This is a genomic window from Streptomyces hundungensis (assembly GCF_003627815.1).
In the GTDB taxonomy this organism is placed as follows: domain Bacteria; phylum Actinomycetota; class Actinomycetes; order Streptomycetales; family Streptomycetaceae; genus Streptomyces; species Streptomyces hundungensis_A.
In genome coordinates this window covers 6,637,386-6,652,721 of sequence record NZ_CP032698.1, presented here as the reverse complement: position 1 = coordinate 6,652,721, position 15,336 = coordinate 6,637,386, and the positions used below count along the sequence as shown (strand labels likewise).

Sequence of the window (15,336 nt, the reverse complement as noted above, 5' to 3'; positions counted from 1 at the left end):
CACGTGGCCGGGCGCATCGAGGATTACGCACTCATCGGAGACATGCAGACCGCGGCACTGGTCTGCCGGGACGGCACGGCGGACTGGCTCTGCCTGCCCCGCTTCGACTCGCACGCCGTCTTCGCCGGACTGCTCGGCACCGAGGAACACGGTTTCTGGCGGGTCGGACCGGCACACGGTGCCGACGAAGCACCCCCGGCGGCCGACCGCCGCCGCTATCGGGGCGACTCGCTCATCCTGGAATCGGAGTGGGACACCCCGCGCGGCACGGTCCGGGTGACCGATTTCATGCCGCCGCGCGACGGCGCCCCGCAGCTGATCCGCATCGTGGAGGGGGTCACCGGCCGCGTCCAGATGCGCTCCACGCTGCGCATGCGGTTCAGTTACGGCCGGATCACCCCCTGGGTGCACAAGGTCGACGACACGCGAACCGTCGCCGTCGCGGGCCCCGACTCGGTGTGGTTCGACACCGAGGCCGAGACGTACGGCAAGAACCTCACGACCTACTCCGACTTCACCGTCTCCCCCGGTGAGCGCGTCGCGTTCACCATCAGCTGGCAGCCCTCGCACCGCGAGCCGCCCGCACTGCCAGAGCCCGAGGCGTCCCTGGAGGCGACCGAGGACTTCTGGCGCGAGTGGGTGGAGCACTGCACCTATCACGGGCCCTACCGCGAGGCGGTGGTCCGCTCCCTGATCACCCTGAAGGCGCTGACCTACGCCCCGACCGGCGGCATCGTCGCGGCCCCCACCACCTCGCTGCCCGAGACCCTCGGCGGCGAACGCAACTGGGACTACCGCTACACCTGGCTGCGGGACGCCGCGATCACGCTCTCCTCGCTGCTGCGCACCGGCTACCGCGAGGAGGCCCGCGCCTGGCGCGAGTGGCTGCTGCGGGCGGTCGCGGGCGACCCCGAGAACCTCCAGATCATGTACGGGATCGCGGGCGAGCGGGAGTTGGGCGAGACCGAACTCGACTGGCTGCCGGGATACGAGAACTCGACCCCGGTACGGGCCGGCAACGGCGCCGCCCACCAGCTCCAGCTCGACGTGTACGGCGAGGTCACCGAGGCGCTGCACCTGGCGCACATGACGGGTCTGGCCCGCAACGACTACGCCTCGCTGCTCCAGCTCAAGCTGATCCGCTACCTGGAGACCCACTGGGACCAGCCCGACGAGGGCATCTGGGAGGTGCGCGGGCCGCGCCGCCACTTCGTGCACTCCAAGGTGATGGCCTGGGTCGCGGTGGACCGCACCATCAAGCTCATCGAGTCCGGCGACGCCGACGGCCCGCTCGACAAGTGGCGCCAACTGCGCGACGACATCCACCGGGACGTCTGCGAGAAGGGCTACGACAAGGAGCGCAACACTTTCACCCAGTCCTACGGTTCGCAGGAACTGGACGCCTCCCTGCTCCTGATCCCGCAGATGGGCTTCCTGCCGCCGGACGACAAGCGGGTGATCGGCACCATCGAGGCGATCCAGCGCGAGCTGTCCACGCCGGACGGGTTCATCCTGCGCTACCCCACGACCAGCGACGACACGGACAATTTGGACGGTCTGCTGGGCGAGGAGGGCGCGTTCCTGGCCTGTTCGTTCTGGATGGCGGACGACCTCGCGATGATCGGCCGGGTGGACGAGGCCCGCAAGCTCTTCGAGAAGCTGCTGGCGCTCCGCAACGACCTGGGGCTGCTCGCGGAGGAGTGGGATCCGCACCTCCAGCGCCAGGTCGGCAACTTCCCGCAGGCCTTCAGTCACGTTCCGCTGATCGACACCGCCCTGCGGCTGACCGCCTCGGGCGCGTACGCCGGCTGACGGGTGGGCCGGCACTGGCCGGCCTTCGCCCTGCTCCGGCGTGCCGTCGGACCGCCCCGCGTGACGTAGGCCACAAAGGGCGGTTTCCGGGACGTAACCGCAGGTAGCGTCCGCCGCATGCGGTGGCGTCCCGGGGTCGGGCTCCGGGTCCCGCAGGACGAGAGGTGGGCGCAGTGGACACGCAGGGCGGCATCACCGTGCAGCGGGCGCTGGAGCTGCCGGGGCTGCGCGGGGGTCTTCCGGAGGTCGTCGCGGGCGCCGAGCGGCTCCAGCGCACGGTGCGCTGGGTGCACGCGGGCGAGGTGCCCAACATCGCCTCGCTGCTCAAGGGCGGCGAGCTGCTCCTGACGACCGGGCTCGGCCTCGGTACCCGCCCCGCCGAGCAGCGCGCTTTCGTACGACGCCTCGCCGACCGGGGCATCGCCGCCCTCGTCGTGGAGCTCGGCCCGCGCTTCGCCCGACTGCCCGCCACTCTCGTGGAGACCGCGCGGGCCGCGGGCCTCCCCCTCGTCCAGCTCCACCGCGAGGTGCCGTTCGTCACGGTGACCGAGGAGATCCACACCGAGATCGTCAACGGCCACTACGCCCTGCTGCAACGCGCCGAAGAAGTCCACCGGAGGTGCACCGAGGCGCTGCTCGGCGGCGGCGGAATCCCCCAAGTCCTCGGCATCCTGGCCGACTTCACCGCCAACCCGGTCTTCCTGGAGACCCCCGACGGGCAGCTCCTGTACGCCGCCGCCTGCGAGACCGGCGAGGCGGCCGCCGACCCGCTCCAGATCTGGGAGGGGCTGCGCGGCCAGCGCGAGGCCCGCGCCTCGGGGCCGCCCACGGGCGCGGTCCTGGTGGACGTGCCCGGCGGCGGGCCCGGCGCGGGCTCGGTGCGGGCCCGTCTGGCGCTGCTCGCGGTCGGGCCGCCCCTGCTGCCGGTGCACCGCATGGCCGCGGAGCGGGCGGCGGGCATCCTCGCGGTCGTGCTCATGCAGGCCCGCCAGGAGGAGGAGCTGGCCGCGCGCGGCCGGGGCGACTTCCTGACCGACCTCGCCGAGGGCCGCATCACCCCCGAGGACGCCCCCGCCCAGGCCAAGGTCCTCGGCTTCAAGCCCGGCGAAGGCCCGCTCCTGCCGGTCGTGATGCGGCTGGCCGCCGAGCTCGCCCCCACGGGCAACTGGGCGGTCCTGGCCCGGGCCGTCCTCGAAGAGCTGTCCTCGGTGGGCGTACCGGTCCTGCTCGGCGTACGCCCCGTCGAGGGCCGGGTGCCGCTGCTGCTGGGGCTGCGCTCGGAGTCGGAGCGCACCGCGGTCGCCGACCGGGTCGCGGCGGCCCTGCGGGCCGGCGTCGAGCGCGCCGGGCTCATGGGGGCGCGGGCCGGGACGCAGCCGGTGGTCGTGGTGGGGATGGCGGGCGGCTGGGCGGCGGCCGGCGCCGGACTCAGGCACGCGGCGGAGACCGCGGCCGCGGCCCAGGGCCTGCCCGAGCGGCCCTGGTACGACGCCCGCCGCCTCGACATCGACCTGCTGCTCTGGCGGCTGCGCGACCACCGCGACCTCGCGGCGTTCGTGGAGCGGGCGATCGGCCCGCTCCAGACCCACGACCGCGCCTCACGGCCGCCCCTGCTGCCCACCCTGGAGACCTATCTCGCACACGCGGGCCGCAAGGCGGAGACCGCCCGCGAGCTCCATCTCAACCGGCAGACCCTCTACAACCGCCTGGCCCGCATCGCGGACCTCCTCGGCACGGACCTGGACGACCCGCAGACCGTGCTCGCCCTGTCCCTGGCCCTGCGGGCCCGCCGACACGCGGGCGCGCAGGGGTAGGCGGCGTCCGGCAGGGTCAGGATCCGGCCAACTCGTCGTAGATGGCGAGGACTTGGGCCACCGTATCGTCCTCGGTGGGCCAGGTCCGGGCCTGTACTTGACCGGCCTCGGCGAGCGCGCGGCGCGCCCCGGGGTCCGCGAGGAGGCCCACCACCGCGCCGGCCAGTGCCCCGGCGTCCCCGTACGGCACGAGCAGGGCCGCGTCCCCGACCAGCTCGGGCACCCCGCCCACGGCCGTCGCGACCAGCGGCACGCCCAGGCGCAGCGCGTCCTGGGCGAGCAGCGAGCGGGCCTCCCAGCGGCTGGGCAGGACGGCGACATCGGCGGCGGCGAGCAGCGCGGTGATGTCGTCGCGCCGCCCGACGAGCCGGACCGGCAGACCCTCGCTCTCGATGCGGTGCTGCAACACGGGCCGGCCGGGGCCCTCCCCCGCGATGACGAGCAGCGGTACGGGATCCAGGTCGCGCCAGACGCGGGCGGCGTCCAGGAGCACCTCGTAGCCGCGGTGGGCGTCCAGACTGCCCACGGCCATCAGCAACGGCCGTTCCACCGCGCCGAGTTCGGCCCGTGCCTTGCCGTCGGGGAGCCCGAAGGGCGGGCGGGGCGCGGGGATCGCGACCGGGGCGAGCCGGGCGTCGCGCGCGCCACGGCTGCGGGCCCGGTCGACGAGGTCGGAGGAGGTGGCGAGCACCACCGCCGCGGCGCGCGCGACCCGGCGCTCCACCAGACGCAGCACCTGCCCGCGGGCGCCCTCGGCGTGCGAGCGGGTGTGCCAGGTGACGACCAGCGGGACGCCCTTTCTGCCGCGCAGCGCGAGGGCGGCGCGGACGGCGGCGTGCAGCCCGTGCGCGTGGACCACGCCGGCGTCGGCGCAGGCGGCCCGCAGGGCGCCGACCGACGCGGGGTCGCCGCGCCGCGCGACCGGTACGAAGCGGGCGCCGGAGGCGGCGAAGTCGTACGCCCGCTCCAGTGCCGCCGGGGCGCAGACGGTGACCCGCACACCCCGCGCGACCAGGCCGGCCGCGAGCGACCTGACGTGCGCGCTGCTGCCCGCGCTGCCGCCGCCGAGCACTTGCACCATACGCAGCTGTGACACGTGAACAGGCTCCCGGAACGGCCGAGTCGGCGGTGGAGGTCGATGATGCCCGGCCAAGGATGCCAGCCCGCACGGACGTTCCGGCACCGCTCGCGGATTCCTGCCGTGTCGCGCGGGCGGGGCCCCGCCCCCAAAACACCCCCAAGGGTGAACCAGGCAGTGGGGTTGCCCACGCCCGGCCCCCTGGGGCACCTCGCCCACCCACCCGCCCGTAAGCGCAGGGTTGGAGAGCCCGGGCCCCCTGGGGCTCCGCCCCAGACCCCGTTCGCGCCTAAAGGGCGCTCGTCCTCAATCGCCGGACAGGCTGAAGGGGTGCCCAGCGCCGAGTAGTTAGGGGCGCGGGGAACTGCGCGAGAAGCGGGCACGGTCCGCAGACGAGAACGGGGCTAGGGGCGCGGGGAACTGCGCGAGAAGCGGGCACGGTCCGCAGACGAGAGCGGGTTTCAGGGGCGCGAGGAACTGCGCAAAAGGCGTCCACGGCCCGCAGGGGCGAGCGGGTTCAGGGGCGCGGGGAACTGCGCGACCGGCCACCCGCGGCCCGCAGCCGCAAGACGCCCCCAAACCCCTCAGCCCCCCAAAACCCCCCACTCCCCCCACCCCGCAACCCCAAGCACCCCCACCGCCCCCACCACAAGCCCACCCCGCCCCGCCCCCTCCGCGAGGGCCACCCCCAGCGCCGCCCCCAGCGCATGCGCACCCCCGTCCCCGATCATCGTGCGCTCGCCGAGATCATCGGCGAGGACGGCCGCCGCCGCCCCCATCGGGACCCCCGCCGCAACCCCCCGCCACAACCCCGCCGCGCCGAGCGCGAGCACCGCGCCCGTGGCCCGGCCGGGCCGCAGGTCGATGAGGTTGACGAAATGCGCGGTGCCGGCCACGACGATCCCGGCGAGCACCTTGTCCAGGGGCCGCTCCTTGAGGAGCGCCCCGGCCACCAGCCCGGCCCCGCCGATCCCGATCAACTTGACCGCCCCGCTGGTGAGTTCACCGCCGCGCAGAGCGGCGAGGTGCGCCCGGAACCCGCGCCGGTGATCACCGCGGACGTCGTCGTACGCCCCGCACACCGCGCCCGCCCCGACCGCGAGGAGCCCGGCCGCCCGGGCCCGCGGGGCGGACAAGGTCGCGGCTCCGGCCAGCGCGCCGAGCGCGACCGCGGGCCCGGAGTACAGGTCGACGGTGCGCCCGGCATAGTTCTCGCGCTCGAAGCGGCCGTCACGCCGGGTCCTGAGCGCCGCGTAGACGCCCCGCGCCACCCCACCCGCCACACCGAACGCCCGTATCCCGCCCGCCACATCAGCCATACGGGTCACCCTACGAGAACCGCGGGGCGGCCCGTTCAGGGGCAGATCCGGGGGTGGATCCAGGCGGATCCAGAGGCGGATCCGGGGGCGGCCCGGGCGGGGATCGCCGCCCGGCCACCCGGCCGCCCAGGGGGCTAGCCGTCCGCGCGGGCCGTGGCGAGGAGTTCCTCGGCGTGCGCCCGGGCCGTCTCCGAGTCCTCCTGGCCGGCCAGCATCCGCGACAGCTCGCGCACCCGGTCCTCGCCCTCCAGAACGGTGACCCCGGACCGGGTCACCGTGCCGTCGCTGGTCTTCTCGACCAGGAGCTGGCGGTCGGCGAACGCCGCCACCTGCGGAAGGTGGGTGACGACCACGACCTGCGCCGACTTGGCGAGCTTGGCGAGCCGCCGGCCGATCTCGACCGCCGCCTTGCCGCCGACGCCCGCGTCGACCTCGTCGAAGAGATACGTCGGCACCGGGTCCGTACCGGCGAAGACGACCTCCACCGCGAGCATCACGCGCGAGAGTTCACCGCCCGACGCGCCCTTGGCGATCGGCCGGGGCGGGGCGCCCGGGTGGGGCGCGAGCAGCAGCTCGACCTCGTCGGCGCCGGTCGGTCCGTAGGCCACGGTCCGCCCGCCGACGGCCACGCCCGAAGCCTCGTCGGCGGACTCGCTCTGGCTCACCGAGAACGACACCCGCGCGTGCGGCATCGCGAGGGAGGCGAGCTCGGCGGTGACGGCTTCGGCGAACCGGGCCGCGGCCTCGGTGCGGGCATCCGTCAACTCCTGTGCCAGCACCGACAGTTCGTCGCGCAGCCCGTCCCGCTCGGCCGTGAGCTGCTCGATCCGGTCGTCGTCACCGTCGAGTTCGGTCAGGCGTGCCGCGCCCTCCTGCGCCCAGGCGAGTACGGCCGAGATGTCCTCGCCGTACTTGCGGGTCAGGGCGGTCAGGGCGGCCCGGCGTTCCTCGACGGCGGCGAGCCGCAGCGGGTCGGCGTCCAGGTCGTCGGCGTATCCGGCGAGCTCGCCCGCCACGTCGCCCAGCAGGATCGCGACCTCGCCGATGCGCTCGGCGAGCGCCGCGAGCGCCGGGTCGTGGGAGCGTACGGCGTCCAGGGCCCGGTGCGCGCCCGCGACCAGCGTCGTGGCGTCCACGCTCTCCGGGTCCTCGGGGTTGCCGGCCAGCGCGGCGTGCGCGACGGCCGCCGCCGAGGCGAGCGCCTCGGCGTGCCCGAGCCGTTCGGCCTCGGCCGCGAGCTCGGCGTCCTCGCCGGGCAGCGGTTCGACGGCGGCGATCTCGTCGAGCCCGAACCGCAGCAGATCGGCTTCCTGGGCACGCTCGCGCGCCCGGGTGATCAGCTCCTCCAGCTCGACGGCGACGGCCCGAAGCCGGCGGTAGGCGCCCGCGTACTTGGCGAGGGGGCCCGCCACCGCGTCACCCGCGTACCGGTCGAGGGCCTCGCGCTGCCTGGCCGGGCGCAGCAGCCCCTGCTGGTCGGTCTGGCCGTGCACCGCGACGAGTTCGTCGGCGAGTTCGGAGAGCACCCCGACCGGCACCGACCGCCCGCCGAGGAACGCCCGCGAGCGGCCCTCCGCCGAAACGGTACGGCTCACCAGCAGCGCACCCTCGTCGAGCTCGGCTCCGGCCTCCTCGGCCCGCAGGGTCGCCGAGCTGCCGGGCCGCAGCGCGATCCGCCCCTCGACGACCGCGGCCTTGGCGCCGATCCGCACCAGGGCGGGGTCGGCACGTCCGCCGAGCAGCAGCCCCAGGCTGGTCACGACCATGGTCTTGCCCGCGCCGGTCTCGCCGGTCACCGCGGTGAAACCGGGTGACAGCTCCACGACAGCGTCGTCGATGACCCCGAGCGACCGTATCCGCATCTCCTCCAACACGGACACGACCTTACGAGGTCCGGAGCCCTGTGTGCGACGCCCCCCGTGTCGTCACCCTCTCGTGGGGTGTGAACCGCCGGTGCGGGGGACGGCCCCGGGGTGATTGAAAAACCGGCCGGACACCCCGGCCATCCCCGCCATGGACACGACAGAAAAGATCCGCTCACGGAGGCGGCAGCACCCCCGCGCGGACGCCCCCGCCCACCACACCACCGGCTCCCCCACTCAGGTCAATGCGGTGCGCCGCGCCAACCCTGCACCGGCAACGCGAACTTGGCGACGAGACGGTCGGTGAACGAGGCGTGGTGCAGCCGCGCGAGCCGTACCGGAACGGCGCCGCGCCGCACCTCCACCCGTGCGCCCGAAGGGAGTTCGACGGTGCGTCGCCCGTCGCACCACAGCACGCCGTGCGGCGTGTGCGGCTGCACCTCGACCGCGAGCACCGAGTCGGGCGAGGTGACGAGGGGCTTGGCGAAGAGCGCGTGCGCGCTGATCGGCACCATGAGCAGCGCCTCCACCTCGGGCCACACCACGGGCCCCCCGGCCGAGAAGGCGTACGCGGTCGAACCGGTCGGCGTGGCGCACACGATGCCGTCGCAGCCGAACCCGGTCACCGGGCGGCCGTCGATCTCCAGGACGACCTCCAGCATCCGCTCGGGCGAGACCTTCTGGACGGCGGCCTCGTTGAGGGCCCAGTCCTCGTGCACCACGTCGCCGTTGTTGCGCACGACGACGTCGAGGGTCATCCGCTCCTCGACCTCGTAGGAGCGCGTCACGACACGGTCGACGACCTTGTCGAGGTCGTCGCGCTCGGCCTCCGCGAGGAAGCCGACGCGACCCAGGTTGACGCCGAGCATGGGCACCCCGGAGGCGCGGGCGAGTTCGGCGCCGCGCAGCAGGGTGCCGTCACCGCCGAGGACGATCAGCAGCTCGCAGGCGTCCAGGCATTCGGGGCTGGCGTCCTCGACGATCTCCGCCTCGGTCGGCAGCGGCAGGTCGGCCGCCTCCGCGCGCAGCACCCGTACGCCGATGCCGCTGCGCAGCAGACCCCTGACGACCAGCTCCGCGCTGCGGATGGCCGCGGGTCTTCCGGTGTGCGCGAGCAGGAACACGGTACGAGTGGCCGTGCCGCTCTGCGGGTTGTTCTCCGACGGGTTCAACGGGGTCCCTCCGCCACTGCGCGCTCCACGTCCGCAGGATCGAGCGCGGGCGCCCCGGCCCGCAGCCACAGAAAGTACTCGACGTTGCCGGACGGGCCGGGCAGCGGGCTGGCGGTCACGCCGACCACGCCGAGCCCGAGCGCCGCCGCCTGCGCCGCCACCGTCCGCACCGTCTCGGCGCGCAGTTCGGGGCTGCGCACGACGCCCCCGCTGCCGAGCCGGTCCTTGCCGATCTCGAACTGCGGCTTGACCATGAGGACCAGGTCCGCGTCGGGCGCCGAGCAGCGCACGAGGGCGGGCAGGACCAGGCCGAGCGCGATGAACGAGAGGTCGCCCACGACGAGGTCCGCCGACGCTCCGTCGAGGTCGTCGAGCGTCAACTCGCGGACGTTCGTACGGTCCTTCACGGTGACCCGTTCGTCACTCTGGAGGGACCAGGCGAGCTGTCCGTAGCCGACGTCGACGGCGACCACGTGTGCGGCCCCGGCGCGCAGCAGAACGTCGGTGAAGCCACCGGTGGAGGCGCCCGCGTCGAGGGCGCGGCGGCCCTCGACCTTCAGCCCCCGGGGGACGAACGCCTCGAAGGCCCCGGCCAGCTTGTGCCCGCCGCGCGAGACGTAGTCCGGATCGCTGTCGTCGTCGACCACCACGATGGCGGCGGCGGTCTCGACCTGGGTGGCGGACTTGGTGGCGACGGTCCTGCCGACGCTCACCCGCCCCGCGGCGATCAGCTGGGCGGCGTGCTCCCGCGACCGCGCGAGTTTCCGGCGCACCAGCTCGGCGTCGAGGCGGCGGCGTGCCACTCCTGCCACGTTCGGTTCAGCTCCTGTAGTCGTAGTGTCGGGCGGCCCGGCGGGCCGTCAGGGGCGTCGCTCGGCCAACGGCCGGGCCGGTCCGGATGTTCCCGGCGCCGCCCCCGGGGAGGGAGGGTGCCCTGGGCGGGCGTCCAGCGCGCTCAAGGAGTCGCGCAGCCCCCGGTGCACATCCTCGTACACCTCCAGGTGGCCGTCCGTACCGAGGTGGTCGACGTCGCCGAGCCGCTCGACGAGGGCGTCGACGGCGGCGTCGCCGGTGGGGGCGCGGGGCACGTCCAGGGGTACGGGGCCGCCCACCTCGGGTTCCGCCGCGTCGGGCGGCGTCGAGTCGCTCATGCCACGACGCTACCGCGAAGCCCTGGGGTACGGTCGGTCACGATGGCGACCACGGAGGAGTGCCGCGCGGCACTCGACAAACTTTCGGACAATCTGGCCCGCGCGGAGGGCGATGTGCATGCCGCCGCCGCGCTGGACCGCTCGTTGAGCTGCCACATCACGGACCTGGACGTCACGTTCTCGGGCCGGCTGAGGGGCGGCCGCGTCGAGGTGCACGACACGGTGCCGGGGGTGCCCGCGGAGCGGGCGCAGATCCGGTTGGCGATGGCGGGGGACGATCTGGTGGCGCTGGTGGGGGGCGAGCTGAACTTCGCGAAGGCGTGGGCGTCCGGGAGGGTCCGCGTGGAGGCCGGCTTCCGCGACCTCCTCCGCCTCCGCACCCTCCTCTGACCCCGGCCCCCTGCGCGGTTCCCCGCGCCCCCAACCCCTCCCACGCCTGCGGACCGTGCCCGCTTCTCGCGCAGTTCCCCGCGCCCCTAAGCCCTTCGGTCCGCGGACCGTGCGTGGCTGGTCGCGCAGTTCCCCGCGCCCCTGGCGGGACTGGTGCCGGCCCGCACCGGCATTTCCGGGCCCGTGTGCCCGAGTGGCGTCGGTGCCGGCCCGCACCGGCATTTCCGGGGCACCGCGTGTGCCCGAGTGACGTCAGTGCCGGCCCGCACCGGCATTTCCGGGGCGCCGCGTGTGCCCGAGTGACGTCAGTGCGGGCCCGCACCGGGCATTTCAGCCCGTCCGGCGATTGAGGACGAGCGCCCTCAAGGCGCGAACGGGGTCTGGGGCGGAGCCCCAGGCTTTCGGCTGCGGACCGTGCCCGCTTCTCGCGCAATTCCCCGCGCCCCTGGCGGGGCTGGTGCCGGCCCGCACCGGCATTTCCGGCGCACCGCGTGTGCCCGAGTGGTGTCGGTGCTGGCCCGCGCCGGGCATTTCAGCCCGTCCGGCGATTGAGGACGAGCGCCCTCAAGGCGCGAACGGGGTCTGGGGCAGAGCCCCAGGGAACCCGCCTCAGCCACCCACGCCCCCGGAGGGTCTCGGGAAGGGGCGGGGTGGGGAGGAATCAGCCCGTCAAAGCCGCCCGCCGCCTCCCCACCGGCACAACCAACGGCGTCCCCGTCTCAGGATCAGCGATCACCTGACACCGCACCCCGAACACCCGCTCAACCAACTCCGCCGTGACAACGGAGGACGGCTCCCCCTCCGCCACCACCTCCCCCTCCCGCATGGCAATGAGATGCGAGGCGTACCGCGCCGCCTGGTTGAGATCGTGCAGCACCGCCACCAACGTCCGCCCCTGCTCCTCATGGAGCCGCGCACACAGGTCCAGCACCTCGATCTGGTGCTGGATGTCGAGAAACGTCGTCGGCTCGTCGAGCAGCAGCAGAGGCGTCTGCTGGGCCAGCGCCATGGCGATCCAGACGCGCTGGCGCTGCCCGCCGGACAGCTCGTCGACGTACCGCTCCCCGAGCCCGCCGACCCCCGTCGCCTCCATGGACTCCTGGACGATCCGCTCGTCCTCGGGCGACCACTGCCGCAGCAGCCCCTGGTGCGGATAGCGCCCGCGCGCGACCAGGTCCCCCACCGTGATCCCGTCCGGCGCGACCGAGGACTGCGGAAGCAGCCCCAGCGTCCTGGCCACCTTCTTCGCGGGCAGCGAATGGATGCTCTGCCCGTCGAGCAGCACCTGCCCCCGGCTTGGCTTGAGCATCCGGGACAGGGCCCGCAGCAGGGTGGACTTGCCGCACGCGTTGGGCCCGACGATCACCGTGAAGGAGTGGTCGGGGATCTCGACCGACAGATCCTTGGCGATCACCCGCTGGTCGTAGCCGAGGGTGACCGATTCGGCGCTGAGGCGCTGCATGCTCGTACTCCTGCCAGAAGAACCGTGAGCCGTAAGGGAGTTGGGGCCGGGGCCGGGCCGGGGAGAGCCGCTCATATCCGCCCCGCCCGCCGCTCCGTGACGAGCAGCCACAGCAGATAGACGCCGCCGACCATGCCGGTCAGCACCCCCACCGGCAGCGTGCTCTCGCCGAACAGCCGCTGGGCGCCCCAGTCGGCGACGACCAGCAGGGTCGCGCCCATGCAGGCGGAGGCGATGACGTTGGGCCCGGTGGCGCGGGTGAGGCGGCGGGCGAGTTGGGGCGCGGTCAGCGCCACGAAGGAGATGGGCCCGGCGGCCGCGGTCGCCGAGGCGTTGAGCAGGACGGCCGCGAGCATCAGGACGGTACGGGTGCGCTGCACCGGCACGCCGAGCGCGTACGCCGCGTCGTCGCCCATCTCCAGCATCCGCAGGGGCCGCCCGTAGGCGAGGACCACCGGAAGCAGCACCGCGAACAGGGCGAGCAGCGGCCAGACCTGCGCCCAGTCCCGCCCGTCGAGGGAGCCGGTGAGCCAGACCATCGCCCGGGTGGCGTCGACCAGGGTGGACTTGGTGAGCAGATAGTGGATGCCGGCGGTGAGCATGGCGGCCGCGCCGATGCCCACCAGGACGAGCCGGTAGCCGTGCACCCCCTTCTTCCAGGCGAGGAGGTACACGGCGAGGCCGGTGGCGAGCCCTCCGATGAGCGCGCCGAGGGAGACGGCGACCGCGCCGCCGTGGAAGAACACGATGACGGTGAGGGCGCCCACCGAGGAGCCCTGTCCGAAGCCGATGACGTCCGGACTGCCCAGCGGATTGCGGGAGATGGACTGGAACAGGGCGCCGGAGATGCCGAGCGAGGCACCCACCAGGAGCGCGACCAGCACGCGCGGCAGCCGCAGTTCGTTGATGATGAAGTCCTGCGCGGGGGTGCCCGATCCGAGCAGGCTGCTTACGACGTCGCCGGGCGCGATGGTGAAGTCGCCGGTGCCGATCAGGACGACACCGGCGGCGAGTGCCACCGCGGCGAGCCCGCCGACCACGGCCATCGCGCGCGGCTCGGCCCGGAAGGAGAGGCCGCCGGGGGTACGTATCGCCTTCACAGCTGGGCCATCCTCTTGCGCCGTACGAGACGGATGAAGACGGGACCGCCGATGAGCGCGGTGACGATGCCGACCTGGAGCTCGGCGGGCCGGGTCACGACCCGTCCGACCACGTCGGAGCCGAGGAGCAGCACGGGCGAGAGCACCGCCGCGTACGGCAGGATCCACCGCAGGTCGGGCCCGGTGATGGCCCTCACGATGTGCGGCACCATCAGGCCGATGAACACGATGGGCCCGCAGGCGGCGGTCGCGGCGCCGCACAGCAGGGTGACCACGACCATGGACGCGATCCGGGTGCGGGTCAGCCGGGTGCCGAGCGCGCGGGCCGTGTCGTCGCCCAGCGCCATCGCGTTGAGGGGCCGCGCGAGCAGCAGGGCCACGACGAGCCCGACGAGGATGAACGGCGCGACCTTGCGGACGGTCGTCATGTCGGCCGCGGCCAGCGAGCCGACCTGCCAGAACCGCAGTTGGTTGAGGGCAGCGGAGTCGGTGAGCTGGACGGCGTTGATGTAGCCGTAGAGCGCGGCGCTGGCCGCGGTCCCCGCGAGCGCGAGCCGTACGGGTGTCGCGGCGCGGCTGCCGCCGAGCAGGTACACCGCCGCCGACACCACGCCGGCCCCCAGGAACGCGAACCACACATATCCGGTGAGGGAGTTGACGCCGAGGAAGCTGATGGCGGAGACCACCGCGGCGGCCGCTCCCGCGTTGACGCCGAGGATTCCCGGTTCGGCGAGCGGGTTGCGGGTGAGCGCCTGCATCACCGCGCCGGCCAGGCCGAGCGCGGCCCCCACCAGCAGCCCGAGCAGGGTCCGCGGCACCCGGACGTCATGGATGAGGACGTCGTCGGCGGTGCCGGAGGCGTGGAAGAGGCCGTGCCAGACATCGCCCGGCGCCATCGGTTTCGCGCCGATCGCGATGCTGGCGACGGCGACGAGCGCCAGCGCGCCCACGGACACGAACAGACCGGCGGCACGCACCGTACGGCGCTTCACGGTCGGGGCCGGGGGCGCGGGCGAGGTCCCGTCGCGCGGCTGAGGAGGGCTGTCTACCAACACGGAGGTTAGGTTAGCCTACCCTCCGCTGTATGTGGTCCCGGGATGTGGTCCCGGGTGCTGGGCTTCAGAGCCCCAGACGCGCCAGCACCTTCGCCGCGTCCAGCTCACAGACACCGTCCCCGGCCCGGCTCCAGGCCGCCGCGCACAGCGCCCGCAGCCCGTCCATCGCCTCCCCGTCCCCGTCGAGCGCAAACTCCCCGTCCGCGGACGCGGTCCATCCGCCACAGGTGAACCGGCCGTCCTCGCCGCCCACTTCGGGCTGCCCGGTCAGCAGACCCCGCAGATCCGCGTCGACGAAGGTGGGCCGGTGCTCGGGCCGGGCGGCCAGCAGCCGGGCGCCGTCCGTCACCCCGGTCAGCACCAGCAGCGAGTCGACCCCGCCGTTGTGCGCGCCCTCGATGTCCGTGTCGAGCCGGTCCCCGACCACCAGCGGCTTCTTCGCGCCGGTCCGCAGCACCGTCTCCCGGTGCATCGGGGCAGCGGCTTGCCCGCCACCTGCGGCTCGGCACCGGTCGCGATGCGCACGGCCTCGACCGCCGCGCCGTTGCCGGGCGCGATGCCCCGCCCGCTCGGAATCGTCAGATCCGTGTTGGACGCGAACCACGGCACCCCGCGCGCCACCGCGTAGGAGGCCTCCGCCAACCGCGACCAGGTGAAGTCCGGCCCCCCGTACCCCTGCACCACGGCGGCCGGATCGTCGTCGGCCGACTCGACCGGTACGAGCCCTCGCTCCTCCAGGGCGACTCGCAGCCCCTCACCGCCGATGAGCAACACCCTTGATCCTTCGGGCAGTTGATCGGAGACGAGCCGGGCCACCGCCTGCGCCGAGGTGATCACGTCCGTCGCCTCGGCCGGCACCCCGAGCTCGGTCAGATGCGCGGCCACCGCGTCCGGCGTCCGCAGCGCGTTGTTGGTCACGTACGCCAGGTGCATGCCACCGTCCCGCGCCTCGGCGAGCGCGTCCACGGCGTGCGCGATCGCGGCGCCGCCCGCGTAGACCACCCCGTCCAGATCCAGCAGGGCGGTGTCGTACGCCTCGTTCAGCGCCCGCTCGCTGCCGCTCGGCTTGATCCGGCCGGTCTGGCTCATCTTCATCCACTCCTCGATCGATGCTCTCCCCC

12 protein-coding genes and 1 pseudogene are annotated in these 15,336 nt (G+C 74.0%); 3 read left to right on the top strand and 10 right to left on the bottom strand.

Features of this window, described 5'->3' with window-relative positions; genetic code table 11:
- Positions 1-3 precede the first annotated feature (3 nt).
- The gene (locus DWB77_RS29490) at positions 4-1,812 is read left to right on the top strand and encodes a glycoside hydrolase family 15 protein (protein ID WP_174248644.1); all 1,809 of its coding nucleotides are present in this window, start codon (positions 4-6) and stop codon (positions 1,810-1,812) included.
- Between the two features lie 173 nt (positions 1,813-1,985).
- Positions 1,986-3,626: a PucR family transcriptional regulator gene (locus DWB77_RS29485; protein WP_120724721.1), complete on the top strand. Its 1,641-nt coding sequence runs from the start codon at positions 1,986-1,988 to the stop codon at positions 3,624-3,626.
- A gap of 16 nt (positions 3,627-3,642) precedes the next feature.
- Here DWB77_RS29485 and DWB77_RS29480 read toward each other — a convergent pair whose 3' ends face one another.
- The 6 genes from DWB77_RS29480 to DWB77_RS29455 form a co-directional block, all read right to left on the bottom strand.
- Entirely contained in the window at positions 3,643-4,722 is a 1,080-nt protein-coding gene (locus DWB77_RS29480) for a glycosyltransferase family 4 protein (protein ID WP_120724719.1), read from the bottom strand.
- Positions 4,723-5,288: 566 nt separating this feature from the next.
- Positions 5,289-6,023 (bottom strand): hypothetical protein, encoded by a 735-nt coding sequence (locus DWB77_RS29475; protein WP_120724717.1) that lies wholly within the window; start codon positions 6,021-6,023, stop codon positions 5,289-5,291.
- Between the two features lie 134 nt (positions 6,024-6,157).
- Positions 6,158-7,903, bottom strand: a complete 1,746-nt coding sequence (gene recN / locus DWB77_RS29470) for a DNA repair protein RecN (RefSeq protein ID WP_120724715.1) — start codon at positions 7,901-7,903, stop codon at positions 6,158-6,160.
- 224 nt (positions 7,904-8,127) lie between these two features.
- Positions 8,128-9,057 carry an NAD kinase gene (locus tag DWB77_RS29465; protein WP_120724713.1) on the bottom strand — a complete coding sequence of 310 codons (930 nt, stop codon included), beginning with the start codon at positions 9,055-9,057 and terminating at the stop codon, positions 8,128-8,130.
- Positions 9,054-9,869 (bottom strand): TlyA family RNA methyltransferase, encoded by an 816-nt coding sequence (locus DWB77_RS29460; RefSeq protein WP_120724711.1) that lies wholly within the window; start codon positions 9,867-9,869, stop codon positions 9,054-9,056. The genes DWB77_RS29465 and DWB77_RS29460 overlap by 4 nt, the downstream gene beginning before the upstream one ends.
- A gap of 48 nt (positions 9,870-9,917) precedes the next feature.
- Positions 9,918-10,208, bottom strand: a complete 291-nt coding sequence (locus DWB77_RS29455; RefSeq protein ID WP_120724709.1) for a hypothetical protein — start codon at positions 10,206-10,208, stop codon at positions 9,918-9,920.
- A gap of 42 nt (positions 10,209-10,250) precedes the next feature.
- On the opposite strand from DWB77_RS29455, the gene DWB77_RS29450 reads away from it, so the two are divergent.
- Positions 10,251-10,598, top strand: coding sequence for an SCP2 sterol-binding domain-containing protein (locus tag DWB77_RS29450; protein WP_120724707.1), 348 nt, complete (start codon positions 10,251-10,253; stop codon positions 10,596-10,598).
- Positions 10,599-11,259: 661 nt separating this feature from the next.
- Here the strand turns inward: DWB77_RS29450 and DWB77_RS29445 are convergent.
- The 4 genes and pseudogenes from DWB77_RS29445 to DWB77_RS29430 all read right to left on the bottom strand — a co-directional run bounded on the left by DWB77_RS29445 (position 11,260) and on the right by DWB77_RS29430 (position 15,304).
- The gene (locus DWB77_RS29445; RefSeq protein WP_120724705.1) at positions 11,260-12,060 is read right to left on the bottom strand and encodes an ABC transporter ATP-binding protein; all 801 of its coding nucleotides are present in this window, start codon (positions 12,058-12,060) and stop codon (positions 11,260-11,262) included.
- Positions 12,061-12,131: 71 nt separating this feature from the next.
- Complete coding sequence (locus DWB77_RS29440; protein WP_120728394.1) at positions 12,132-13,106, bottom strand: FecCD family ABC transporter permease; 975 nt, start codon at positions 13,104-13,106, stop codon at positions 12,132-12,134.
- A gap of 50 nt (positions 13,107-13,156) precedes the next feature.
- Positions 13,157-14,215, bottom strand: a complete 1,059-nt coding sequence (locus DWB77_RS29435; protein WP_174248643.1) for an iron chelate uptake ABC transporter family permease subunit — start codon at positions 14,213-14,215, stop codon at positions 13,157-13,159.
- 64 nt (positions 14,216-14,279) lie between these two features.
- A pseudogene (locus DWB77_RS29430) lies at positions 14,280-15,304 on the bottom strand (HAD-IIA family hydrolase).
- Positions 15,305-15,336 lie beyond the last annotated feature (32 nt).

Excerpts from the sequence above, each read along its gene's own strand:
- DWB77_RS29475 (WP_120724717.1), bottom strand. The coding sequence starts at position 6,023 with ATGGCTGATGTGGCGGGCGGGATACGGGCGTTCGGTGTGGCGGGTGGG.
- DWB77_RS29455 (WP_120724709.1), bottom strand. The coding sequence starts at position 10,208 with ATGAGCGACTCGACGCCGCCCGACGCGGCGGAACCCGAGGTGGGCGGC.
- DWB77_RS29450 (WP_120724707.1), top strand. The coding sequence starts at position 10,251 with ATGGCGACCACGGAGGAGTGCCGCGCGGCACTCGACAAACTTTCGGAC.
- DWB77_RS29445 (WP_120724705.1), bottom strand. The coding sequence starts at position 12,060 with ATGCAGCGCCTCAGCGCCGAATCGGTCACCCTCGGCTACGACCAGCGG.
- DWB77_RS29440 (WP_120728394.1), bottom strand. The coding sequence starts at position 13,106 with ATGGCCGTGGTCGGCGGGCTCGCCGCGGTGGCACTCGCCGCCGGTGTC.